This window comes from Allosphingosinicella sp. (assembly GCF_036403745.1).
Classification (GTDB): Bacteria; Pseudomonadota; Alphaproteobacteria; order Sphingomonadales; family Sphingomonadaceae; genus Allosphingosinicella.
In genome coordinates this window covers 14,013-37,870 of sequence record NZ_DASWQI010000026.1, presented here as the reverse complement: position 1 = coordinate 37,870, position 23,858 = coordinate 14,013, and the positions used below count along the sequence as shown (strand labels likewise).

At 68.6% G+C, this 23,858-nt stretch carries 20 protein-coding genes, 1 tRNA gene and 1 pseudogene; 10 read left to right on the top strand and 12 right to left on the bottom strand.

Annotated features, from left to right (window positions below; translation table 11 throughout):
- Positions 1 to 48: 48 nt before the first annotated feature.
- The gene (gene glpD / locus VGC56_RS02950) at positions 49 to 1,491 is read left to right on the top strand and encodes a glycerol-3-phosphate dehydrogenase (protein ID WP_464123185.1); all 1,443 of its coding nucleotides are present in this window, start codon (positions 49 to 51) and stop codon (positions 1,489 to 1,491) included.
- On the opposite strand, the gene VGC56_RS02945 is transcribed toward glpD, so the two are convergent.
- From VGC56_RS02945 to dapA, 5 genes are all read right to left on the bottom strand, one after another.
- Positions 1,477 to 3,810, bottom strand: a complete 2,334-nt coding sequence (locus tag VGC56_RS02945) for a hybrid sensor histidine kinase/response regulator (RefSeq protein ID WP_464123183.1) — start codon at positions 3,808 to 3,810, stop codon at positions 1,477 to 1,479. The genes glpD and VGC56_RS02945 overlap by 15 nt on opposite strands.
- 1 nt (position 3,811) lies before the next feature.
- On the bottom strand, positions 3,812 to 5,854 hold the full coding sequence (locus VGC56_RS02940; protein WP_464123181.1) for a M13 family metallopeptidase: 2,043 nt from the start codon (positions 5,852 to 5,854) through the stop codon (positions 3,812 to 3,814).
- Positions 5,855 to 5,924: 70 nt separating this feature from the next.
- Positions 5,925 to 6,512, bottom strand: coding sequence for a DUF2062 domain-containing protein (locus tag VGC56_RS02935; RefSeq protein ID WP_464123178.1), 588 nt, complete (start codon positions 6,510 to 6,512; stop codon positions 5,925 to 5,927).
- Entirely contained in the window at positions 6,505 to 6,987 is a 483-nt protein-coding gene (smpB, locus tag VGC56_RS02930; protein WP_464123176.1) for an SsrA-binding protein SmpB, read from the bottom strand. Before smpB ends, VGC56_RS02935 begins: the two co-directional genes overlap by 8 nt.
- 77 nt (positions 6,988 to 7,064) lie before the next feature.
- Positions 7,065 to 7,940 carry a 4-hydroxy-tetrahydrodipicolinate synthase gene (dapA, locus tag VGC56_RS02925; RefSeq protein ID WP_464123205.1) on the bottom strand — a complete coding sequence of 292 codons (876 nt, stop codon included), beginning with the start codon at positions 7,938 to 7,940 and terminating at the stop codon, positions 7,065 to 7,067.
- 101 nt (positions 7,941 to 8,041) lie between these two features.
- Here dapA and VGC56_RS02920 point away from each other — a divergent pair, with 101 nt between their 5' ends.
- Together VGC56_RS02920 and greB are read left to right on the top strand one after the other, a co-directional pair.
- Entirely contained in the window at positions 8,042 to 10,120 is a 2,079-nt protein-coding gene (locus tag VGC56_RS02920; RefSeq protein WP_464123174.1) for a lytic transglycosylase domain-containing protein, read from the top strand.
- Positions 10,117 to 10,598: pseudogene (gene greB, locus VGC56_RS02915) on the top strand (transcription elongation factor GreB). Before VGC56_RS02920 ends, greB begins: the two are co-directional and overlap by 4 nt.
- A 124-nt stretch (positions 10,599 to 10,722) precedes the next feature.
- Here greB and VGC56_RS02910 read toward each other — a convergent pair.
- Together VGC56_RS02910 and aspS are read right to left on the bottom strand one after the other, a co-directional pair.
- Positions 10,723 to 11,496: a polyphosphate kinase 2 family protein gene (locus VGC56_RS02910; protein WP_464123171.1), complete on the bottom strand. Its 774-nt coding sequence runs from the start codon at positions 11,494 to 11,496 to the stop codon at positions 10,723 to 10,725.
- 146 nt (positions 11,497 to 11,642) lie between these two features.
- Complete coding sequence (gene aspS / locus VGC56_RS02905) at positions 11,643 to 13,460, bottom strand: aspartate--tRNA ligase (protein ID WP_464123170.1); 1,818 nt, start codon at positions 13,458 to 13,460, stop codon at positions 11,643 to 11,645.
- A gap of 105 nt (positions 13,461 to 13,565) precedes the next feature.
- On the opposite strand from aspS, the gene rnd reads away from it, so the two are divergent.
- The 3 genes from rnd (at position 13,566) to VGC56_RS02890 (ending at position 15,672) form a co-directional block, all read left to right on the top strand.
- Positions 13,566 to 14,738 carry a ribonuclease D gene (gene rnd / locus VGC56_RS02900; RefSeq protein WP_464123168.1) on the top strand — a complete coding sequence of 391 codons (1,173 nt, stop codon included), beginning with the start codon at positions 13,566 to 13,568 and terminating at the stop codon, positions 14,736 to 14,738.
- Positions 14,735 to 15,523 carry a twin-arginine translocase subunit TatC gene (gene tatC / locus VGC56_RS02895; protein WP_464123166.1) on the top strand — a complete coding sequence of 263 codons (789 nt, stop codon included), beginning with the start codon at positions 14,735 to 14,737 and terminating at the stop codon, positions 15,521 to 15,523. The genes rnd and tatC overlap by 4 nt, the downstream gene beginning before the upstream one ends.
- 59 nt (positions 15,524 to 15,582) lie before the next feature.
- Positions 15,583 to 15,672, top strand: a tRNA-Ser gene (locus tag VGC56_RS02890).
- 6 nt (positions 15,673 to 15,678) lie between these two features.
- Here the strand turns inward: VGC56_RS02890 and VGC56_RS02885 are convergent.
- Positions 15,679 to 17,412, bottom strand: coding sequence for a sulfatase-like hydrolase/transferase (locus VGC56_RS02885; RefSeq protein WP_464123164.1), 1,734 nt, complete (start codon positions 17,410 to 17,412; stop codon positions 15,679 to 15,681).
- 152 nt (positions 17,413 to 17,564) lie between these two features.
- On the opposite strand from VGC56_RS02885, the gene VGC56_RS02880 reads away from it, so the two are divergent.
- Positions 17,565 to 18,740 carry an acyl-CoA dehydrogenase gene (locus tag VGC56_RS02880; protein WP_464123203.1) on the top strand — a complete coding sequence of 392 codons (1,176 nt, stop codon included), beginning with the start codon at positions 17,565 to 17,567 and terminating at the stop codon, positions 18,738 to 18,740.
- Entirely contained in the window at positions 18,740 to 19,888 is a 1,149-nt protein-coding gene (locus tag VGC56_RS02875; protein ID WP_464123162.1) for a CaiB/BaiF CoA transferase family protein, read from the top strand. The genes VGC56_RS02880 and VGC56_RS02875 overlap by 1 nt, the downstream gene beginning before the upstream one ends.
- Here VGC56_RS02875 and VGC56_RS02870 read toward each other — a convergent pair.
- Positions 19,863 to 20,423, bottom strand: coding sequence for a YqgE/AlgH family protein (locus VGC56_RS02870; protein WP_464123160.1), 561 nt, complete (start codon positions 20,421 to 20,423; stop codon positions 19,863 to 19,865). The two genes, VGC56_RS02875 and VGC56_RS02870, sit on opposite strands and share 26 nt — an antisense overlap.
- Before the next feature lie 78 nt (positions 20,424 to 20,501).
- Between VGC56_RS02870 and VGC56_RS02865 the strand changes: the two genes are divergently transcribed.
- Both VGC56_RS02865 and VGC56_RS02860 read left to right on the top strand, forming a co-directional pair.
- Positions 20,502 to 20,984 (top strand): redoxin family protein, encoded by a 483-nt coding sequence (locus tag VGC56_RS02865; RefSeq protein ID WP_464123158.1) that lies wholly within the window; start codon positions 20,502 to 20,504, stop codon positions 20,982 to 20,984.
- Positions 20,985 to 21,059: 75 nt separating this feature from the next.
- A complete protein-coding gene (locus VGC56_RS02860) occupies positions 21,060 to 21,353 on the top strand; it encodes a hypothetical protein (RefSeq protein ID WP_464123156.1) in 294 nt (97 codons plus the stop codon).
- On the opposite strand, the gene VGC56_RS02855 is transcribed toward VGC56_RS02860, so the two are convergent.
- The 3 genes from VGC56_RS02855 to VGC56_RS02845 are packed head-to-tail and all read right to left on the bottom strand — an operon-like array spanning position 21,350 to position 23,827.
- A complete protein-coding gene (locus tag VGC56_RS02855) occupies positions 21,350 to 22,102 on the bottom strand; it encodes an alpha/beta fold hydrolase (RefSeq protein WP_464123155.1) in 753 nt (250 codons plus the stop codon). The genes VGC56_RS02860 and VGC56_RS02855 overlap by 4 nt on opposite strands.
- A gap of 38 nt (positions 22,103 to 22,140) precedes the next feature.
- Positions 22,141 to 23,361 carry an MFS transporter gene (locus tag VGC56_RS02850; protein ID WP_464123153.1) on the bottom strand — a complete coding sequence of 407 codons (1,221 nt, stop codon included), beginning with the start codon at positions 23,359 to 23,361 and terminating at the stop codon, positions 22,141 to 22,143.
- A 25-nt stretch (positions 23,362 to 23,386) separates the two neighbouring features.
- Positions 23,387 to 23,827: a GFA family protein gene (locus tag VGC56_RS02845; protein WP_464123151.1), complete on the bottom strand. Its 441-nt coding sequence runs from the start codon at positions 23,825 to 23,827 to the stop codon at positions 23,387 to 23,389.
- Between the last annotated feature and the right edge of the window lie 31 nt (positions 23,828 to 23,858).

Genomic DNA, 23,858 nt, shown 5'->3' with positions numbered 1-23,858 from the left:
GTCTCTGCATGGATTCCAGCCTTGGCCGGAATGAACTAGGGTGGCGCCGTGGACAGCTACGACCTCCTCATCGTCGGCGGCGGCATCAACGGCGCCGCCATCGCCCGCGACGCTGCGATCCGCGGTGCGAAAGTGCTGCTGATCGAGAAGGACGATCTCGCGGCCCACACAAGTTCGGCCTCGTCCAAGCTGATCCACGGCGGCCTTCGATACCTCGAGCTGGGTCAGATCCGCCTGGTGCGCGAATCGCTGCGGGAGCGTGAGATCCTGCTGAAGACGGCGCCGCACATCGTCCGGCCGCTTCGGTTCGTCCTCCCGCACTGCCCGGGGATGCGACCGCACTGGATGGTCCGCGCGGGGCTGCTCCTCTACGATGCGCTGTCGCTGCGCCGCAGCCTGCCCCGCTCGCGCCGGGTGACGGGGCGGGAGGCGGCGCTCCAGGCCCCTCTGGCGGACCGCCGCCGCCTCCTTTCCTATTGGGACGCCTGGGTCGACGATTCGCGGCTCACGGTGCTGAACGCCGTGGCCGCGGCCGAGGCGGGGGCCGAGATTACCACGCGCACGGAGCTTCTCTCCGCCCGCCGCCACGGAGGCGCCTGGGCGGCGGAGCTGAGCGGCGGCCGCACGGTCGAGGCGAAGGCGCTCGTCAACGCCGCAGGCCCATGGGTCGCGGAACTCCTCGCGCGCCTCGGCGAGCGCAGCGACAGCCGCGCCCGTCTCGTCAAGGGAAGCCACATCATCGTGCCACGCCTCTGGGACGGCGAACAGGCGTACATCCTCCAGCAGGCGGACCGGCGGGTCGTCTTCGCCCTGCCCTTCCAGGACGATTACACCCTCATCGGCACCACCGACGTCGAGGTGTCGAGGCCCGAGGGTGCGGCGATCACCCCGGACGAAATCCGATATCTTTGCGAGGCGGCCGACCGCTACTTCCGGAAGCAGGTGGTGTCGGCGGACGTGGTCTGGTCCTACTCTGGCGTGCGGGCGCTCCACGACGACGGCCACGGCGCCGCCCGCGCCGTCACCAGGGACTATCATCTGGAGCTCAGCTCCACGGCCGGCGCACCTCTCCTCTCCGTCTTCGGCGGCAAGATCACCACCGCCCGGGCCCTCGCCGCCCATGCGGTCGACATGCTCAGGATCGACGGCCGCCGTTCGACCGGCTGGATGATGCTGCCGGGCGGCGATCTGTACCCGGCGTATGTCGATTGGCTGCGCACCCTCATGGAATGGATGCCGCTGCCGATGGTCGACCGCCTGTCCAAAGCGTACGGAACACGCCTGAAGGACCTCCTGGGCGACGCCGACAGGCTCGCGAACCTCGGCCGCCACTTCGGCGCAGGCCTGTACGAAGCGGAAGTACGCTGGCTGGTCGAGCGAGAGTTCGCCCGAACGGCGGAGGATGTGCTGTGGCGCCGCACCAAGCTCGGCCTCCGCTTCACGCCCGCCCAGGCGAAGGCGCTCACAACCTGGCTCTCAGGGCGCCGCTGAGGCTTTCATCGCCAGCGCGTCGCGCGCGGCCTCGGCGAGCGCCTGGACGCTGAACGGCTTGGCAAGGAAGGCGACACGGTCGAGGTCGATCGACGCCCGCAGCTGCTCCTCCGCGTAGCCGGAGATGAAGAGGATCGGCAGGTCGGGGTGCGTCTTGCGCGCCTCGCGGGCGGTGGTCGGCCCGTCCATCGTCGGCATCACCACGTCCGAGATCATGAGGTCGATCCCGGTCTCGCGGCCGAGGATTTCGAGCGCCGCCTCGCCATTCTCCGCCGTCAGCACCGTATAGCCGTTGCGGGTCAGCGCCCGCTCGGCGACCGCGCGCACCGTCGCCTCGTCCTCGACGAGGAGGATCGTGCCCGTCCCCCACAATTCGCCCGCCGTCTGCTTCTTGCGCGGGGCCTTGGCCGGCGCCTCGGCGCGATGGACGGGGAAATAGAGGGTGAAGCTGGTCCCCTCGCCCGGCTTGCTCTCGGCGAAGACGAAGCCGCCCGATTGCTTGACGATGCCGTAGACGGTGGAGAGCCCGAGGCCCGTCCCCTTCCCCACCTCCTTGGTGGTGAAGAACGGCTCGAAGATCTTCGGCAGGAGGTTGGGCGGGATGCCGGTGCCGGTGTCGCTGACGCGGAGCGCCGTATAATCCGCGATGGGAAGGATCTCGCTCCCCATCCGCCGCACGTCCTCGGCGCTGACCGAGAAGGTGTGGAGGGTGAGCGTGCCGCTGCCGTTCGGATCCTTGGCGAGGATGGCGTCGCGGCCGTTGACGGCGAGGTTGACGATGACCTGCTCGAGCTGCCCGGGATCGGCGCGCACCGCACCCAGGCTGCGGCCGTGCTTCACCTGCAGGGCGACATGCTCGCCGAGCAGGCGCTTCAGCAGGGTGGAGACCTCGGCGATAACGTCGGGAAGCTGGAGGACTTGCGGCCGCAGCGTCTGCTGGCGCGAGAAGGCGAGGAGCTGGCGCGTGAGGCTGGCGGCGCGGTTCGAATTGGAGCGGATCTGCTGGATGTCGTCATAGTCGCTGTCGCCGGGTGCGTGGCGCATCAGCATGAGGTCGCAATGACCGATGATGGCGGTCAAAATGTTGTTGAAATCGTGGGCGACGCCCCCGGCGAGCTGGCCGACCGCCTGCATCTTGGTCGCCTGCGCGACCTGACGCTTGAGGCGGTCCTCCTCGCTATTGTCCTTCATCGACAGCAGCACCGCCGCCTCGCCCAGCCCGCGCGCGCCCGCCACGGTGAGCGCCACCGGCTCCTCCGGGCGCGCCTTCAGACGCACGGCAATGTCGCCGGACATGGTCGGCCCGCGGGCGAAGCGGCGGACCTGGTCGGCGACCGCGGCCTTGTCTTCGTCGACGACGAGGTCGCTCGGCCATGCGGGCGCGGCGTTGCGCGACAGGCCGGCGGCCCGGCGGAAGGCACCGTTCAGATAGAGGAATCGGCCGTCGCGATCGACGAGGGCGAGGCCGATGGGCAGGATTTCGACCAATGCGTTGAGGTTCGCGCCCGAGGAGCCGCCGACGGTGCCGAGTTCGTCGAGCAGGAAGAACAGGATCGGTCCCTCCCCCTCCGCCGCACCGGACGAAATCTGAACGAGGCGAAGCGCGCCGGCCTCCTTGCCCTCGCGCGCGAAGCTGATGCGGCCGTCCTCGCCGAGCGCGAGCAGGTCGATCAGCGGCGCCCCTTGCGGCGCCGTCTCGCTTTCGAGAAAGGCGCGAGCGAGAAAGGCGCGGTTGGCCGCGAGGAGGTTCCCGGCCGCATCGACGAGGGCGGTCATGATCCCCGCCGCGCCGAACCGGTCTCCCGGGCCGCCGGCGGTGAGCGCCCGCGCCTCCGCGGCGGCGTCCGGAGCCTCGCTGCGGGTGAAGCGCCAGACCAGCCGGTCCCCGCCCGCACCGGCGCGCCGGAGTTCGACGGTGCGGCCGTCTCGCTCCAGAGTGGCGCTGCCGTCCCGCCGTGCGGCCTCGATCGCCCCGGAGAAGTCGCCGTCGAGGAGGTCGGCCGCTCCCTCGTTGGCCGCGATTAGACGGCCGTCGAGATCGGTGACCGCTGCAGGCTCGGCCGAAGCATCGAGCGCGGCCCGCAGCAGCGCGAGGTCCAGAGCGGGCTCGCCCACCCCGGCTGCGGCCGTAGCCCCCGACCCCCGCCCGGTCAGCGCGAGCGACACCCCCAGGGCCAGCACGCCGGCGAAAAAGGCGGCGGCGACCACCGGGCTCGGCAGGGCGACGAACAGCAACGCGGCCGAGGCGGCCGCGGCGAGCGCCACCAGGGCGATTGCGAGGCCGCCGCGCCCCGCCGCTGCCGGCGCCGCGCTCGCCACCTTACCAGATGCGGACGCGCTGCTGCGGCGTCAGATAGAGCTTCTGGCCCGGGGTCGGGTTGAACGCCGCATACCAGGGATCCAGGTTGCGCACGACGGCGGCGCGCTGCTCGCCCGGCGAGTGCGGGTCGGTGAGGAGGCGCTGGCGCAGCGCCGCCTCGCGCCAGTTGATCCGCCACACCTGCGCCCAGCCGAGATAGAAACGCTGGTCGCCGGTGAAGCCGTCGATCACCTTGGGCGTCCGCCGGCCCAGCGACGCGTGATACGCGTCGTAGGCGACGGTGAGGCCCGCGAGATCGGCGACGTTCTCGCCCATCGTCAGCCGGCCCTTCACATGCAGCCCCGGCAGCGGCTCGTAGGCGTTATACTCGGCCTCGAGCGCGTCGAGGCGGGAGTTGAACGCGCTGACGTCGGCCGGCGTCCACCAGTCGATCAGCCGGCCCTCGCGGTTATACTTCGCGCCCTGGTCGTCGAAATGGTGGCTGAGCTCGTGGCCGATGACCGCGCCGATGCCGCCGTAATTGACCGCGTCGTCGGCATTGGGATCGAAGAAGGGCGGCTGCAGGATCGCCGCCGGGAAGACGATCTCGACCATGCCGAAATTGGCGTAGGCGTTGATCGTCATCGGGGTCATGCCCCATTCCCAGCGATAGATCGGCTTGCCGAGCTTGTTGACGTTGTAGGCATGCTCGAATTGCGAGGCGCGCATGGCGTTGCCGAGCACGTCGTCGCGGCGAATCTGCAGCCCCGAAAAATCGCGCCAGCGGCTCGGATAGCCGATCTTGGGCGTGAAGGCGGCGAGCTTGGCGTGGGCCGCCGTCTTCGTGGCAGGACTCATCCACTCAAGCTTGTCGATGCGCCGGTTCATTGCGGCGATGATGTTCTTCACCAGCCGGTCGGCCGCCGCCTTCGTGGCGGGCGGGAAATAGCGGGCGACGTAGATCTTGCTGACCTCGTCGGAGAGGGTGCGGCTGGTGAAGCTCACCGCCCGCTTCCAGCGCAGCTCCTGCTGGGGTGTGCCCGAGAGCACCGTGCCGTAGAAAGCGAAGCGCTCGTCGTCGAACGCCTTGGGCAGATAGGCCGCATAGGCGTCCAGCGAGCGGACCAGCATCTGGTCCTTGAGCACCTGGAGCGGCGCCGCAGCGACCGCCGCCGCGATGCCGTGGATGGCGCTCGGCTGGGCGACCACGACCGTGTTCACCGGCGTGCCGATGCCGCGGAAGTAAGCGGCGAAGTCGAAGCCCGGCGCCTCCTTGATGAGCTGCGCCGTCGCCATCTTGTTGTAGGTCTTGGTCGCGTCGCGACTCTCGACCCGGTCCCAATGCGCCTTGGCGATCTGCGTCTCGTAGCCGAGGATCCCTTCGGCGCGGGCCGCGGCGTCCATCTCCCCGGCCAGCGTCAGCACCTTCTCGAGGTGCTGGCGATAGGCGTTGCGGGTGGCGACGAGCTTGGGGTCGTCCTTCAGGTAATAATCGCGGTCGGGCATACCGAGGCCCGCCTGGCCGAGCCCGAGCACATATTGGTTCGGCTCCTTGTCGTCCTGGCCGACGCCGGCGCCGACAGGGCCCCCGATGCCGTTGCGATCGGCTTCGGCGACGAGCGCGGCATAGCCCTCCTTCGAGGAGAGCGCGCGGACGCGGTTCAGCCAGGGGTTGAACGGCGCCAGGCCCTTCGCCTCGATGGCGGCGGTGTCGAGATAGCTCGCATACGCATTGCCGATCTTGCTGTTCGGGTCGTTCTTCGCCTCCTCGAGGATTTCGCGCGTGCGGCTGCGCGATATGTCGTCCAGGCGGGTGAACATGCCGTAGCTCGACTTATCCTGCGGGATCGGCGTGGTCCGCGCCCAATTGCCGTTCGCGAAGCCGTAGAAATTGTCGCCCGGCGCCACGGACCGGTCCATGCCGGCTTCGTCAAAGCCGAAGGTGCCGAGCTCGGGACGGCCGTTGTTGACGGCCGCCGCCGGGCTGGCGGGCGGCGCGGCGGCGTAAGCGGCGGCGGCGGTGACGGTGGAAGCGGCGAGGGCGAGGAGAAGGCGCTTGCGCATGGCCGGTAAGAACTCCGCTGGAGAGGATGGCGGTGCTCTTAGCAGGGCCGCCCGGGGTTTCAAATCTATGTCAGGCTGAGACGGCGCGATGCCGCCGGCGCCATTTCGCGCGGACGCGCTGCCGCCACAGGAGGGCGGAGACGAGGTAGCCAAGCGTCGCCGCCGAAGCCGAGAGCGTAAGGATCCCGAGCGCGATCGGCCCCGAGGCATGATGGGCCCAGAACAGCATCCTGCCGAGCTCGCCGCCGGCCTGCGCCGCCGCCTGCGGATCGATCACCCCGGCGTCGTGGCGCAGCTCCCATTTCCCGATCCGGTAGGCGGCATAATACATGGGCGGGATGGTGAGCGGATTGACCACGAGGGTCGTCGCCGCCGCAATCATCACGTTGGCTCGCGCCGGAATCGCGAGCATGGCGGCGAGCGGGATGTGCATGAACGGCATGATCACGCCGACGCCGAGCCCCAGCGACACGGCGCGGGGCACCGAGCGGTGGTTCATGTGCCAGAGGCTGGGATGCCGCAGCCGCTTCGCGAACGGTCGCAGCAGGCGGTAGCTGTCGATCGTCTCCCGGGTCGGCAGGTGGCTCCGCAGCCAGCCCTGCTTCTTCCCCCCCTGATCTGGACCGGCACTGCCGGCTTCGCCCCCCGGCTCAACCATGCTGGCGCAGGAGGCGGCCCTGCTCCTTCTTCCAGTCCTTTTCCTTCTCGTGCTCGCGCTTGTCGTGGGCCTTGCGCCCCTTGGCGATGGCGAGCTCGACCTTTGCCCGGCCGCGGCCGTTGAAGTAGATGGAGAGCGGCACCAGGGTCATGCCCTGCCGCATCACCGCGCCGAACATCTTGTTGATCTCACGTGCCGTGAGGAGGAGCTTCCGCGGCCGCTTGGGCTCATGGTTGAAGCGGTTGCCGTGGCTGAACTCGGGGATGTTGGCGTTGATCAGCCACACCTCCCCTTCCTTCACCTCGGCATAGCTCTCGGCGATCGAGCCCTCGCCGAAGCGGAGCGACTTCACCTCGGTCCCGGTCAGCGCGATCCCCGCCTCATATTTGTCCTCGATGGCATAATCGTAGCGCGCGCGCCGGTTCTCGGCGACGATCTTCTGCTTGTCGAACGGGATGGGACGCGGACGGGCCATGGGGCGGACATAGAGAGGGGTGCGCGGAAGGGGAAGGCAAGGACTCGCCCTCCCGTGCTTTTGCAGGGCGGAGAGGACTAGATGAGGCCCGCATGCTCCAGGGCGGCGTCCACGGCGCGGCGGCTCGCCTGCGACGGCGGCGTCAGCGGTAGGCGCGGCGTCGCCGGGAATTGCGGACGGACCTTGTTGAGCGCGTATTTCACGGGCCCCGGCGAAGCGTCGCTGAACAGGGCGGCGTGGAGGGGGTAGAGCTTGTCCTGAAGTCTCAGGGCCTCATCCCAATTCCCTGATAAGCAGGCGTTTTCGAAGTCCGCGCAGAGCTTCGGCGCCACGTTCGCGGTCACCGATATGCAGCCCCGCCCACCCATCGCGATGAAGCCCAAAGCCATGTCGTCATTGCCTGAGAGCTGGATGAAGTGCTCCCCGCAGGCGAGGCGCTGGGCGGTGACGCGGGCGAGGTTGCCGGTGGCGTCCTTGACCGCCACCACGTTGGCGATACTCGCCAGCCGCGCCATCGTCTCGACGGAGATGTCCGTTATCGTCCGCGACGGCACGTTGTAGAGGACGACCGGGATGTCCACCGCCGCCGCAATCGCTGCGAGGTGGGCGTAAATGCCCTCCTGGTTTGGGCGATTGTAATAAGGCGGGACGTGGAGCGCGGCGTCGGCGCCGCATTCCTTGGCGACCTTGGTCAGCGCAATGGCATGGGCGGTGTCGTTCGAGCCGCAGCCGGCGATCACCGGCACCTTCCCCGCCGCAGCCTTGACGCAGATCTCGATCACCCGCCGGTGCTCCTCGGGCCGCAGGGTCGCCGATTCGCCGGTCGTTCCCGCCGGAACGAGGCCATGGCTTCCCTCGGCAATCTGCCAGGCGACGAAATCGGCGTAGGCGCCCTCGTCCAACGCTTCGTCGCGAAACGGCGTCACCAGAGCCGGGATCGACCCGCGAAACATCATTTCTCTCCTTCACTGGGAGCGGCGTTGTGCAATGATCGTTTGTGAAGCCGGAGCGCCGTTCAGGGGCTGATAAGGAGGGTTCCGCCATTCTGTCCAGCATGCACAGGAAGCTGTTGACGATCGGATTGCTCGGGGTGTCGGCAGGCTCGCTCGCCGCGGTGACGGCCGGCGTCCACAATCTGAAGATCGCGAGCGTCCTTCCCGCCGCGATGCAGTCTATCGTCGCACCGACCGGCAATCCGGCCCTTCCGATCGCTCCGGAAGCCCCCGCCTACGGCGTCTCCCCCGCCGTCGCCTCGGCGCTCAGCCAATGGAACACGCTGCGCCAGAGCGACGGCAACAGCTTCTCCTCCTACGCGACCTTCCTGATGAGCCACCAGGGCTGGCCCGGCGAATCGGGGCTCAGGAAAGCGGCGGAAAAGGCGATCAACTCCGACGGCGACAGCGCCGGACAGGTGGTGAGCTTCTTCCGCGTCTTCCCCCCGACGACGACGGTCGGCGAGGCCCGCTACGCCTTCGCCCTCTACGCCACGGGCCAGCAGGACCAGGCGCGGGCGGCGGCGCGGCGGGCGTGGGTCGGGGGGGCCCTCCCCCAGAACGACGAGAGCCGCATCCTCACCCTGTTCGGTGGTTCCCTGACCCCCGCGGATCATGACGCGCGCATCGACGCCCTGCTTTCGAACGGCGATCGTCAGGCGGCGCAGCGGATGCTCCCCCTCGCCACGCCGGCAATGCGCCCGCTGTTCGATGCCCGTCTGGCGCTCCAGACGAACGCGAGCGACGCCGGCACCCGCCTTGCCGCCCTCCCCGCCGACGCCGGCTCGAACGCCGGGCTGCTGCGCGACAAGGTCAATTGGCTGCGCAACGCCCAGCAGGCCAATGCCGCCCGCGCCCTGCTCGCCAACCGACCGCCGCTGACGGTGCGGCCGGCGGTGCCGGAGAAATGGTTCGAGACGATGCTGACCCTCGCCCGGGAGGCGGCGGCGGACCGGCAGTGGAGCACAGCCTACGATATCGCCTCGAAGCTCGACGACGCCTACGCTCCCGGCACCGACGTCAGCGAGCGGCCCTATGGCGAGCGCGACGATTATACGAGCCTCGCCTGGCTCGGCGGCTATGTTGCGATGAACAAGCTCGGCCGGCCAGCGGACGCGCTCAAGCTGTTCCTGCGCTACGCCGGAGGTGCCCGCTCGCAGCAGACGCGGGCCAAGGGCTTCTACTGGGCCGGTCGCGCGGCGCAGGCTTCCGGCGACAGCGCGACCGGCGAAGGCTATTTCCGCGAGGCGGCGTCCGCCCCAGATCTCTTCTACGGCCAACTCGCCATCGAGAAACTCGGCCGCCCGATCCCACCGCCCGAGCAGCAGCTCTCGGCGATCGACCCCGGCACACGCGCGCAGTTCCAGAATCGCAGCCTCGTCCAGGCGGCCCGTGCGCTAGGGCAGATGGGCCGTTATGGCGACCAGACCCTGTTCGTCCGCGCCATCGCTCAGAATGCCGCGACGGACAGCGACCGCATCCTCGGCGGCGAACTCGGCCGGTCGATGGGACGCCCCGACCTCGGCGTGTGGGTTGCCCGCGAAGCGCGCAACCGCGGCGCCACTTTCTATGCCCGTCCCGCCTTCCCCGACGTCACCCTCTCGCCGGGATTCGGGCGCTACTGGTCGATCGCCCACGGTATCACCCGGCAGGAAAGCTCGTTCGACCGCGCGGCGGTAAGCGGCGCCGGCGCGCTCGGCATGATGCAGCTGATGCCCGGCACCGCCAACGAGACGGCGCGCAAGATGGGCATGGGCTACACACGCTCGCGTCTCACCAGCGATCCGAGCTACAACATGACGCTGGGCACCGCTTATTTCTCGACCCTGCTCGACCAATGGGGCGGCAGCGTGCCGCTGGCGGTGGCGAGCTACAATGCGGGCGCCGGCAACGTCCGCAAATGGGTGGCACAGAATGGCGACCCCCGCCTGCCCGGCGCCGACATGGTGAAGTGGATCGAGGAGATCCCATTCCAGGAAACCCGCAATTACGTCCAGCGCGTGCTCGAGAACACCGTCGTCTACGACACGTTCGCGGCGCAGGGCGGCGGCACCAGCGGGCGCCTGTCTTACTATCTCGGCCGCTCGTTCAGCGCACCGGCCCCGGTCTATTCCTCCGCCGCGCCCGCCCCGGCGCAGTGAACGACCGCCCGAACACCATCACGCCCGACGGCTACCGGCGCCTGCGCGAGGAATATGAGCAATTGTTCGGCGGCGAGCGGCCGAAGCTGGTCGAGACGATCAGCTGGGCCGCCGGCAACGGCGACCGCTCCGAGAATGGCGACTATATTTACGGCCGCAAGCGGCTGGGCGAGATCGACCGCCGGATCGGCTGGCTCTCGAAGCGGATGAAGGCGGCGCAGGTCGTCGATCCCGCGCAGCAGCCGGACCGCGCCAAGGTCTTCTTCGGCGCCATCGTCACCCTGGTCGACGAGGAGGACAAGGAGCGCATTGTCACTTTGGTCGGCGAGGACGAGACCGACGCCGGCAACGGCCGCATCGCCTGGACCTCCCCCATCGCCCGCGCCATCCGCGGCGCCGCGGTGGGCGACGTGGGCGCGTGACGCTGCCGGCCGGCGAACGGGAGCTGGAAGTGGTCGCGATCCGCTACCCTGACTAAGCCGTCATGCCGGGAAAAGCCGGAACCGCCCGAGTTGAACCGTCGTCCCGGCGAAAGCCGGGACCTCGTGACGGAGAGGCACAGTGGGTCTCTTGGAGATCCCGGCTTCCGCCGGGATGACGGGCTAGGCGCCGAAAGCCTTCTTCGCCAATGCCTCGACCTCGGGATCGGCCTTGGGCGGCTCCATCGGTACCGCCGCCTCCAGCGCGTCCGCAACGGCCGTGAGCGCGGCGATACGAGCCGCCTTCTTGTTGTTGCCGTCGATGATCGTCCACTGCGCCCAGGGCGTGTTGGTATGGGAGAACATGTCCTTCACCGCCGCGATATAATCGTCGCGCTTCTCGCGGTTGCGGAAATCCTCGGCGGTGACCTTCCAGCGCTTCCACGGGTGGTCGAGGCGCGCTTCCAGCCTTTTGTCCTGCGTCTCCTGCGTGACGTGGAAGAACAATTTGACGATGGCGGTGCCGCCATAGGCCTGCTGGGCCTCGAACTCGTTGATCTCGTCATAGCCGCGCCGCCATTCGGCCTCCGAGGCGAAGCCCTCGACCCGCTCGACCAGCACCCGGCCATACCAGCTGCGGTCGAAGATCGCGACCTGGCCGGCGCCCGGCATCTTGCTCCAGAACCGCCACAGGAAGTGGCGCGCTTTCTCCTCCGCGGTCGGCGCCTTGATCGGCCAGACCCGGAAGGCGCGCGGGTCCCATTGGCCGGTGATGCGCTGGATCGCCCCGCCTTTCCCCGCCGCGTCCCACCCCTCGCAGACGATGAGGCTGCTCTTGCCGTGCACCATTTGCGCGACGAGGATGTGCGACAGCCGCTCCTGCAGCGCGCACAGGTCCGCTTCGTAATCGCCTTTGTATTTCTTGCCGGATTCGTAGTCGGAGAGGTTGAGGGTCATGGTCGCTCCTAGTGCCTCCCCGGCCCCGCCGGGGAGGGGGACCAAGCGTAGCTTGGTGGAGGGGTAACTGACGAGGCCTGCTCCAGTTACCCCTCCACCACCATTCTGGTAGTCCCCCTCCTCATCTGACGATGGGGAGGAAAACCCTATTCCGGCGCCACCACCTTCGCAGGGTCCTTCTTCGCCGCCCCAGCCGGCTCGACCACGCGGATGTGGAGCTCGCGCAGCTGCTTCAAGGTGACGTCGCCCGGCGCGCCCATCATCAAATCCTCGGCCCGCTGGTTCATCGGGAAGAGCACGACCTCGCGGATGTTGGGCTCGCCGGCGAGCAGCATGACGATGCGGTCGATGCCCGGTGCCGATCCGCCGTGCGGCGGCGCGCCATATTTGAAGGCATTGATCATGCCGGAGAAGTTCGTGTCGACATCGGCCTTGGAGTAACCGGCGATCTCGAACGCCTTGTACATGATGTCCGGCCGGTGGTTGCGGATCGCGCCCGAGGACAGCTCCACGCCGTTGCAGACGATGTCGTACTGGTAGGCGAGGATATCGAGCGGGTCCTTCGTCTCCAGCGCCTCGAGCTCGCCCTGGGGCATCGAGAAGGGATTGTGGCTGAAATCGACCTTCTTCGCTTCCTCGTCATATTCGAACATCGGAAAGTCGACGATCCAGCAGAAATCGAAGCGATTCTCGTCGATGAGCCCGAGCTGTTCTGCGACCCGCGTCCGCGCCGCGCCGGCGAGCTTTGCCGCCTGCCCTTCCTTGCCGGCGGCGAAGAAGATGCCGTCGTCGGGGCCGAGGCCGAGCTCTGCGACCAGCTTGCGCGTCACCTCCTCGCCATGGTTTTTTGCGATCGGGCCGCCCAGCTCGCCGCCCTTCTGGGTAATGTAGCCGAGGCCTGCATGGCCTTCCGAGCGGGCCCATTCGTTCATGTCGTCGAAGAATTTGCGGCTGTGCCCCGCCGTGCCCGGCGCCGGAATGGCGCGCACGACATTGCCGCCCTCCACCATCCGGGCGAAGAGGCCGAAGCCCGAGCCGCGGAAATGCTCGCTCACGTCCGAGATGAGGATCGGGTTCCTGAGGTCCGGCTTGTCCGAACCGTATTTCAGCATCGCCTCGCGGTAGGGAATGCGCGGGAAGGTACCGGCGGGGGTGACGGAGCGGCCGTTGGCGAACTCCTGGAAGACCCCGGCCAAGACGGGCTCGATCGCCTGGAACACGTCCTCTTGCGTCACATAGCTCATCTCGAAATCGAGCTGGTAGAATTCGCCGGGCGAACGGTCGGCGCGGGCGTCCTCGTCGCGGAAGCAGGGGGCGATCTGGAAATAGCGGTCGAAGCCCGCCACCATGATCAGCTGCTTGAACATCTGCGGCGCCTGCGGAAGCGCGTAGAACTTTCCCGGATAGACTCGGGAGGGAACCAGATAGTCCCGGGCGCCCTCGGGCGAAGAAGCGGTGAGGATCGGCGTCTGGAACTCGGTGAACCCGCTGTCGACCATGCGCCGCCGGATGGAGGAGATGACGTTGGACCGGAGGATGATGTTGGCGTGGATGCGCTCGCGGCGCAGGTCGAGATAGCGGTAGCGGAGGCGAATCTCCTCGGGATAATCGGCCTCGCCCGCCACCGGCAGCGGCAGCTCCTCGGCCGCGGATTGCACCGTGACCGTGTCGGCGGGAACCTCGATCTCTCCGGTGGGAAGGTTCGGGTTTCGCGCTTCCGGCCCGCGGGACACGACGGTTCCCGTCACCGTGACCACACTCTCGGCCCGCAGATGCTCGAGCACCCGCAGCGGCTCGGAGCCCGCCTTGCAGACGATCTGCGTGATCCCGAAATTGTCGCGCAGGTCGACGAACAGCACGCCGCCATGGTCGCGCTTCCGGTGGATCCAGCCCGACAGCCGCACCGTCTCGCCGACGTTGTCGCTACGGAGCTGGCCGCAATTGTGGGTCCTGTACGCGTGCATCCGGGCCGCCTTGCAAGTCGCTATTTTCGTGAAAGGAACGGCCCGGCGCTTCGCGGCGGAGGCTTGCTTTGTCAAGCGCGGAGGCCCTCGCTATAGCCCCCGCCGATGAACATTCACCCGCTTATCACCGACACCGAGTCGCTTAACTCCCTGTGCGAACGCCTCTCCCGCTCCCCCTTCGTGGCGGTGGATACGGAGTTCATGCGCGAGAACACCTATTGGCCGGACCTGTGCCTGATCCAGATCGGCGACGAGGAGGAGGCCGCCGCGGTCGACCCGAAGGCCGAGGGGCTCGACATGACCCCCCTCCTCGACCTCCTCGTCGACAATGAGGACGTGCTCAAGGTGTTCCACGCCGGCGGCCAGGACGTCGAGATCATCTACAACCTCACCGGCAAGACCCCCCATCCGATCTTCGACACACAGATCGCGGCGATGGCTTTGGGTCTCGGCGAGCAGGTCGGCTATTCGAACCTGGTCGAGAGCCTGATCGGCAAGACGTTGGACAAGGGCGCCCGCTTCACGGACTGGGGCCGCCGTCCGCTCGACAAGCGCCAGATCGACTATGCGATCGGCGACGTCACCTATCTTGCCACGCTCTTTCCCAAGATGCTGGAGCGGCTGCGCAAGACCGGCCGCGGCGCCTGGCTCGACGAGGAGATGGAGCGGCTCGCCGACCCGTCCAATTACGAGAACGATCCTGCTCTCGCCTGGAAGCGAGTCCGCGTCTCCAGCCGCAAGCCCGACGTGCTCGGGCGCTTGCGGGCCATCGCCGGCTGGCGCGAGCAGGAGGCGCGGCAGAAGAACCTGCCCCGCGGCCGCATCATGAAGGACGAGACGCTCGCCGACGTCGCCTCCCACCCGCCGACGAGCCAGGATGCGCTCGCCCGGGTCCGCGGCCTCTCCCCCGCCTGGGCCGGCAACGACATAGGCGGCCGGCTGATGGCGGCGCTGGCGCAGGCGAAGCCGCTCAGCGCCGAGGAGCTGCCGCCGCGCGAGGACCGTCCAGGCCTCGGCAAGGAAGGGGCCCTCGTCGCCGATCTCCTCAAGCTCCTCCTCAAGATCCGCTCGCGCGAGACCAATGTCGCCGCCCGCCTCATCGCCCGCACCGAGGAGCTGGAGCTGCTCGCCGCCGGCAAGCGCGACGGGCTCGCCATCCTCAATGGCTGGCGGTTCAAGGAATTCGGGCGCGACGCGCTCGACTTGGTCGAGGGCCGCCTCGCCTTCGGGGTCAAGGGCGGCAAGCTGCTGATGACCCGGACCGAGATCGGCCAGTGACCGCCGCCGAGGCCGGCAGCGAAGAGGGCGACCCGCCGAGCGAGATCGACGAATCGCGCGCCCCCCTCCTGTCGCACCTCGAGGAGCTGCGGTCGCGCCTCATCCGCTCGATCGCCATCTTCATCCTGGTCTTCATCGGCGCCTTTTTCATCAGCGATCGTCTCTACCAGATCATGACGATGCCGCTCCACGACGCGCTCGGCGCCAATGCGCGGCTGATCACCACCGAAGTCACCGGGCAGTTCTGGGTGAAGGTCGAGGTGGCGAGCTATTCGGCGTTGATCGTCGGCTCCCCGTTCATCGCCAACCAGCTCTGGCTGTTCGTCGCGCCCGGCCTCTACCGCTCGGAGCGCAAGCTGCTGAAGCCCTATCTGTTCGCGACCCCGGTGCTGTTCTCCGCGGGCGTCGCGATGGGCTATTTCCTGATGCCCTATGCGCTCCGGGCACTGCTGATCGGGCCGTTCGCGCTCGTCGACAAGAAGTCGGTGATCCCGGTGTCGGTGACGCCGGACGTCCACAAATACCTGACCTTCGCCAAGCAGATGATGTTCGGCTTCGGCATCTCCTTCCTGTTCCCGATCCTGCTGATGGTGCTCGTCCAGTCGGGCGTCCTCACCGTCGAGCAGTTGAGGAAGGGCCGCCGCTACGCGATCACCGGCGCCTTCCTCATCTCCACCCTCCTCGCGCCGCCCGACGTGCAGAGCCAGCTGATGCTGGCCATTCCCCTGTGCCTGCTGTTCGAGGTGACCCTCCTGTACCTGCGCTACATCAAGCGGGCGAAATAGGGTGCGCCCCGCAACCGGGGTTTGCCGTTTGCCGGCGCGGAGCTAAGGCAGCCGCATCTGGAGAGATGGCCGAGTGGTTTAAGGCAGCGGTCTTGAAAACCGCCGTGGGTGCAAGCTCACCGTGGGTTCGAATCCCACTCTCTCCGCCAACCCGCTCACCGCGCCGCCGCCGGCCCCGCATTCGCCAGCCGCTGAAAGTCACTCTCGGGCGGCGTGATCACCTTTGCAAGATCGATATGCTGGAGCGTCGGCTTGCCGCCGAGGCTGCGGTTGAAGCGGACGATGAAGGAGAAAGGGTCGGGCGTGGGATCGTCGATCGCCGGGCCGTAATGGGCCTTCACGCCGGCGCGGTCGTAGCCCATCAGGCTGAGGAGGGTCGGAAAGATCCTGAAGCCGCTCATGCCGTTCCGGTTCGTCGGCAGCGTGCGCGACCAATCCGCCGACGCCCGCCCGTCGATCACCACCAGCGGCACCAGCCCCTCCTGCTCGACGGGCTGGCGGGTGCCGCAATGGGTGTTGATGCCCGGGTTGCGGCGCTCGTGCAGGTCCTGGCCGTGGTCGGACGTGTAGATGATGGTGGCGCGCCGCAGGTCGGCCTCGGCAAAGAGTCGCCGGAAGAAGCCGCCGACGTTCCACAGCAAGGTGTTGCGATAGGAATTGCGGTACTGGACCCATTCCTCCGGGGTGCCGTGGAAGCCGGTACGATCGCTGGTCCAGGCGATGCCGGCCTGGCGCCCGCGTGGAAGCCCCGGCTGGTAGCGGTAGTAGGCGTCCGGGAACTTGTCGGCGACGGGGAAGTGGGCACCGAGCTTGTTCACGTAGATGAGCTCGGGCACGCCGTTGTTGATGTGCCGCGCCAAGGCGTCGGCCGCCGCCATGTCGCGGTCGACCACCGGCACCGCGCCAAATTGCTCGAAATCGTCGATTTCGGCCCGCTCCGCCGAACTCATCAAATTCTGGAGCGCCCCTCCGGTGGACTGGGCGTCGAGATAGACGGTGCGCATCCCCGCCTTTTTCGCATACCGCCAAAGAGAGGGACCGCGGACGATGGTGTCGCGATAGTTTTCGCGCGTGCCGCCGAAGCGCAGGACCTGGTTCACCGTCGCGCTGCAATTGTGGATCGAGGCGGCGTAGCCGTAATTGGCCAGCACCACGCCGGCCGGCGGCGTCGCAAGGCCGCTGTCGACGCCGGCGTCATTGTCGATGTCGAGATAATTGCCGGATATGCTCTCGTCGACGATGAGGACGATGTCGCGGTCCGGCCGCGTCGGCGGACGCGCGATCGTCACCTCGTCCCGCGGGCCGTGATAGGCCGTCGCCTGCTCCAGCCCCATCAGCACCGTGTACGAGACCGGCGTGAAAGCGGCGGGGAGACCGCGTGAGCCTTCCCCGCCGCGCAGGTAGAAGATCGCGCTGAGCGCCAGCACCGCCGCGGGCGGTGCCGCCGCGGCGGGCCAGGCTCGCCTGCCGCGAGGCCCCGGCGGAAGCAGCAGTCCGGCGGCGAGGATCAGCGTCGGCGGCAGCGTGTGCCACAGCACGCCGCCATATTGCGCCAGCGCGTCGGCGATATTGCCCCGCGCCTCGATCATGTTGGCGAAGCCGTCATAGGTGAGGATTCCGGCGGTGCTCCACTCGACCGACTGTTGAAAGAGCGAGGCGGCGCACAGGAGGAGCGCCACGATCACGCGGAGCGCCACCGGCCGGATGAACGCCGCCAGCATCAGCGCGCCTGCCAGCAAGGCGAGCAGCAGCACGTAGACGCCAAGCTCCGGCGACACGCCGAGCGACGCCACCCGCGCGCCGATCGCCGGCGCGTCCCACAGGAGATAGAGCCCGATCAGCGCCGGCTTGACGATGCGCGGGTCCCGGCGAAGCGTCGCAATGGCCATCCACGCGCTCTAGCGACCGCCGTTTAAGTTTCGCTGAAAGGGGCGCTGCGGAGGCTGGGGAGGCCGAGGGGTTGCGCCCGCCGTCCCCCTTCGGGCAAGGCCGGAAGGGAATTCATCTTCACCTCGGGAGCGGGCATTTGGCCGAAGCGGCAATCGGAAGGTTCGACTGGGCGGATCCGTTGGGGCTCGACGCGCAGTTGTCGGACGAGGAGCGGCTCGTCCGCGACACGGCCGAAGCCTATGCGCAGGAGAAGCTCCAGCCGCGGGTGACGTCGGCCTTTCTGGACGAGCGCTTCGACCGCGACATCATGACGGAGATGGGCGAACTCGGCCTGCTGGGTGCCACCATCCCGCCTCAGTACGGCGGGGCCGGCCTCAACTATGTGAGCTACGGCCTGGTCGCCCGCGAGGTGGAGCGGATCGACAGCGGCTACCGCTCGGCGATGAGCGTCCAGTCCTCGCTCGTCATGCACCCGATCCATGCCTACGGCTCCGAGGAGCAGCGCACCAAGTACCTGCCGAAGCTCGCCACCGGCGAGTGGATCGGTTGCTTCGGGTTGACCGAGCCCGACGCCGGCTCCGACCCGGGCAGCATGCGCACCCGCGCCGCCAGGGTGGACGGCGGCTACCGCCTCTCCGGCTCGAAGATGTGGATCACCAACTCCCCCATCGCCGACGTCTTCGTCGTCTGGGCGAAGTCGGAGGCGCATGACGGGGCGATCCGCGGCTTCATCCTCGAAAAGGGCATGGCGGGCCTGTCCGCGCCCAAGATCGGCGAGAAGCTGTCGCTGCGCGCCTCGGTCACCGGGGAGATCGTCATGGACGGCGTCGAGGTGCCGGAGGAGAACCTCCTCCCCAACGTCCAGGGGCTGAAGGGCCCGTTCGGCTGCCTCAATCGCGCCCGCTACGGCATCGCCTGGGGCGCGATGGGCGCGGCCGAGGCCTGCTACGCCGCCGCGCGCGGCTACACGCTCGACCGCAAGCAGTTCGGCCGCCCCCTCGCCGCCACCCAGCTCGTCCAGATGAAGCTCGCCAACATGGCCAGCGAGATCGCCCTCGCCCTCCAGGCGGCGTTGCGGGTCGGCCGGCGGATGGACGAGGGGGTCCTGATCCCCGAGACGATCAGCCTCATCAAGCGCAACAATGTCGGCAAGGCGCTCGACATCGCCCGGACCGCGCGGGACATGCACGGTGGCAATGGCATTTCGGCGGAATATCAGGTGATGCGCCACGCCATGAACCTCGAAACGGTCAACACCTATGAAGGCACACACGACGTCCACGGCCTGATCATGGGCCGCGCTATCACCGGGATTTCGGCTTTCTAGTGGACCAGCCCCTCACCGGCCTCAAAGTCCTCGAGCTCGCCCGCATCCTCGCCGGGCCGTGGGCGGGGCAGCTGCTGGCGGACCTGGGCGCGCAGGTGATCAAGATCGAGCGGCCCGGCGTCGGCGACGACACCCGGCATTGGGGCCCGCCGTTTGCAGCCGACGGCGCCGCGGCCTATTTCCACGCCTGCAACCGGGGCAAGAGCTCGGTGGCAATCGACCTCGACACCGAGGAGGGCCAGGCGCAGGTCCGCGCGCTAGCCGCCGAAGCCGATGTGCTGATCGAGAATTTCAAGGTCGGCGGCCTCGCCCGCTACGGCCTCGATTTCGCCACCCTCTCCGCGCTGAACCCGGGCCTCGTCTATTGCTCGATCACCGGTTTCGGGCAGGACGGCCCCTATGCCGGGCGGGCCGGCTACGATTTCATCATCCAGGGGATGGGCGGCGCGATGTCGCTGACCGGCGAGCCGGACGGGGCGCCGCAGAAATCGGGCATCGCTTATGCCGACCTCTTCACCGGCCTCTATGCGAGCGTCGCCATCCTCGCGGCGCTGCGGGAACGGGACCGCACCGGCACCGGCGCGCATATCGACATGGCGCTGCTCGACACCCAGGTCGGGGTCCTCGCCAACCAGGCGCTGAACTGGATGATGTCGGGCAAGGTGCCGCACCGGATGGGCAACGGCCACGCCAACCTCGTCCCCTACCAGGCCTTCGACACCGCCGACGGCCCGGTGATCGTCGCCGTCGGCAACGACCGCCAGTTCGCGCGACTATGCGCCATCCTCGGCCTTCCCATCGTCGCTGAGGACGAACGCTTCCGCACCAACCCGGCAAGGGTCACGAACCGCGCCGAGCTCATCCCCCGCCTCGCCGCCGCAATCGCGCTGCGCCGCCAGAAGGAATTCTCGGACGCGCTGGAGGCCGCGGGCATCCCCGCCGGCCCAATCAACGCCGTCGACCAAGTGTTCGCCGACCCGCAGGTGCAGCAACGCGGCATGCAGCTCGACGGGGACCTGCCCGGCCTCGCCTCGCCCATCGTCATCGACGGCAAGCGCCAGGTCGCCGAGCGCCGCAGCCCGTCCCTCGGAACGGGCGGGCCGTCGTTCGAAACGTCCGCCCCTACGCCGTCCCGAAATCGGCGGTGAGCATGGCCGGGTCGATGCCGGCGCTGCGGAAGGCGCTCGCCCAGCGCGAGCCGACGTCGCTTTCGTAGAGGAGCTGCTCGTCTCCCGGGGTGGCGAACCAGCCGTTGCCGCACAATTCCTGCTCGAGCTGCCCGGCGCCCCAACCCGCATAGCCCAAAGCCGCGATCCACCGCGTCGGCCCTCTCCCCGCGGCGATGGCCTTGAGGATGTCGAGCGTCGCGGTGAGGGTCCAGCGGCCGGCGACGGCGACGCTGTCCTGCCCGCCCCAGTCGTTGGAATGGAGCAGGAAGCCGCGCTGCGGCTCGACCGGCCCGCCGAGATGGATCGGCACGTCCGGCGCGACGCCCGGATCGATGTCGAGCTGCTTCAAAAGGTCATGAAAGCCGATGCGGGGCACGATCCGGCCAAGCCCGATGCCGAGCGCGCCATTCTCGTCATGGACGCACATCGCGATCACCGCCTTCTCGAAGCGCGGATCGCCGATGCCGGGCATGGCGAGGAGCAATTGCCCGACCAGAAACTTCGGCTCTTCCATCCTTCGGGCCTATAGGCGGGGCCGGAGACGGCTGCTAGGGCGCGGCGAGCCTTACCGGCCAAGCGAAAGGAACATCGGATGAGCATCACAGTCGGCGACCGCCTCCCCAAGGCGACCCTGATCAAGGCGACCCCGGACGGGCCGCAGCCGGTCGACAGCGAGGAGTATTTCAAGGGCCGCCGCATCGCCCTCTTCTCCGTCCCCGGCGCCTTTACGCCGACCTGCTCGGCCCGCCACCTGCCCGGCTTCGTCGACAAGATCGATGCGCTGAAGGCGAAGGGCGTCGACGAAGTCGCCTGCACCGCGGTCAACGACGCCTTCGTGCTCCAGGCCTGGGCGCAGAGCGCCGGCGCCGAGGGCAAGGTGACGATGCTCGCCGACGGCAGCGGCGAGTTCGTCCGCGCCCTCGGCCTCGATGCCGATTTCACCAAATTCGGCATGGGCCATCGCGGCCAGCGTTTCTCGATGCTGGTCAATGACGGCGTCGTCGAGCAATTGAACGTCGAAGAGCCCGGCGCCTTCAACGTCTCCAGCGCGGACTATCTGCTCGAGCGGCTCTGAGGCTTTTCTCGTGCGGCGGGGCAACGCCCCCGCCGCCCGCGCGTTCAAGGCGCGGCAAAGGCGGGAGAAAGTTTGATGTCGGACGGCAGCGACGAGCGGCGCGAAGGAAAGTCTGCGGCGCTTCGCCTTGCGGAGGAAATGCGCCAGCGTCCCTTCACGACGGCCGCCATCGCCGGCGGTGCCGCGGCGGCCGCGGCGGCGGGTTATCTCGGCGCCCGCGCCCTGGCCCGCAAGAACGGCGCCTGCCCCGAGCGCCCGCTCAACGACGTGCTGAAGACGGCGATCACCGCGGCGCAGTGCAACGGGCCGGCGCCGGTGGTGCCGGATACGCCGACACCGGACCCGGAGATCGGCCTCGACGGCAGCTAGGCTTCGGCGAGGAAGTCCGCGATGGCGCGGCCGAGCTCCGGCTTGGTGACGGCGCTCATATGGTTTCCCGGCACCTCAACGAAGCGAGCGTCGGGGAGCAGGTGGGCGAGGTCCTCGGCCGAGCCATTGTCCCGATCCTCCGCCCCCGCGAGCACCAGCGTCGGCATGGTCAGCCCCCGCAGCTCCGCCTCGCTCGAGTCGACGAAGCTGCCGAGCAGAGGCAGCAGCGCCTGCGGATCGCCCTTGGTGGTCTTGAGGAAGGCCTCGGCAAGCCATTCGGGCGAGCCGCGGGGATGGGTGCCCATTCCCGTCAGCACATGCCGGAAATGCTCGGATCGACCGGTGGTGTGGAGGAGCCCGCGAAGCCCCATGCCGCTGACGATGAGCCGGCGCGGCGCGGCGCCCATGATCGCCATCCGCACCGACGTCCGCGCCCCCAAGGAGTAGCCTCCGAGGTCGTAGTGGGTGAGGCCGAGATGGGCGATGAGGGCGAGGCCGTCATGCGCGAGCACGTCGGGCGGGTAGGCGGCCGCCTCGTGCGGCTTGCCGCTGTCGCCGTGGGCCCGCAGATCCGGCATGATCACCCGGAAGCCGCGCTCGGCAATCGCGGCGGCGTGGCCGAAGCGGATCCAGTTGGTCGCGGCGTTCGAGAACAGGCCATGGAGCAGCAGCACCGGCCGGCCCTCGCCCACCTCGTGCCAGGCGAGACGGACGCCGTCCGGCGCTTCGAATGTCTGGGTGGTCGCCATGGCCGCCGCCCTAGCGTCGCCCCGAAGCCCGCGCCAGCCTAAGCAGGGACCGGTGCGATACGACGAAGTCGCCGCACGACGCCGAACCAGACCAGCACCAGCGCCAGCGCCACAAGCACCGCGGCAAGCAGGAAGGCCCCGCCCGGCTCGCCCCGCTCCGCTCCGAAGGCGAGCGCCTGCGTCATCGCCAGCGGCCCGGCGATGGACGCGACGCTGCCTACGCTGGCCATGCCGCCTTGAAGCGCGCCCTGGTGCGAGGCGTCGGTCATGCGCGACAGCAAAGCGTTGACCGACGGGTAGACGAGGCCCTGGAGCGCGCTGACGAAGATGATGGGATAGACCATCCAGCCCCGGCTCACGAAGACATAAGCGAGGAAGCAGGCGCCGCCGGCGAGCATGCCGATCATCACCGTCCGCTCCTCGCCCAGCCGAGCGATGGCGCGGCCGGTGACGAACACCTGGGCGAGCGCCATGGCGAGGCCCGATGCGGCGAGCGACCAGCCGATCGCCGCCGCGTTCCAGTGCAGCGCCAGCCCGCCCCAGAAGGCCCAGGTCGCCGGATAGACGTTGTGGGCGATCTGCCAGAGCAAGGCGGCGGCGATCAAAGGCGCCGCCCCACCCGCCGCCAGCAGCGGCTTGAACGCGCCGAAGACGTTGGCCTGCCGCCAGTCGAACGGCCGCCGCCGCTCGGGCGGCAGCGTCTCGGGCATGGCGAGGAGAATCCAGACCGCGTTCACCCCCGCCAAGGCGGCGGCGGCAATGAACGGCGCTCTCGTGCCGAGCCCGGCGAGGAGCCCTCCCGCCGCCGGGCCGAGGATGAAGCCGAGACCGAAGGCCGCCCCCATCAGCCCGAACACCGCCCCGCGCCGCTCGGGCGGAGTGACGTCGGCGAGCACCGCGTTGGCGGGCGAGTAGGTAGCGCCGGTGATTCCGGCGATGAGGCGTCCGACAAACAGCCATCCAATGGTCGGCGCTGCGGCCATCAGCCCGTAGTCGATGGCGAAGGCGAGCATGCAGAGCAGCAGCACCGGCCGCCGCCCGAACCGGTCGCCGAGATTGCCGAGGATCGGCCCGGCGAGGAACTGCATCCCGGCATAGGCGACGAGCATGTAGCCGGCGATCCGGGTCGCCTGAGAAAGGCCGACATGGGCGAGATGGACGACGAGGTCCGGCAGCACCGGCAGCACGATGCCGAAGCCGATCGCGTCGATGAGCAAAGCGAGGAGGACGATCGGCACCGCCCGGTGGTGAAACCTCATCGCAATCTCCGCCCCCTGCCCCGCTTCAGCCCGGCTGCTGCCCCGCCGCCGCCCATTTGGCCATGATCGGAGCATACTCCTCGGTCCGCATCTCCGGCAGTCCGCTGGTGCAGAGCCAGGCCCGGTGCATGCTCTCGGCACCGAAATGGTGCGTCGGCCGGAATCGCGCGGGGTCGTCGAACGAGGCGATTGTGAGGTCGATCCTGGCGCTGTCCGGATAAGCGAAGCCGAGCGACGCCCCGCAGCGGCTGCAATAAGGGCGGACCGCGATCGGCGAGGAGGTATACCAGTCCGGCTCGCCGTCCCAGGCAAGGTCCGCCTTCAGCACCTGCTTGAACGCGATCGAGACGGAGCCGGTGGCCCGCTGGCACATCCGGCAATGGCACAGATAGGCCTCGTCGCCCTCGACCTGCACTGTGTAGCGCACCTTCCCGCACGCACAGCCGCCCGTCATCTCCTCTGCCACCCGCACCTCCTGAAACGACTCTGAAAGGCTA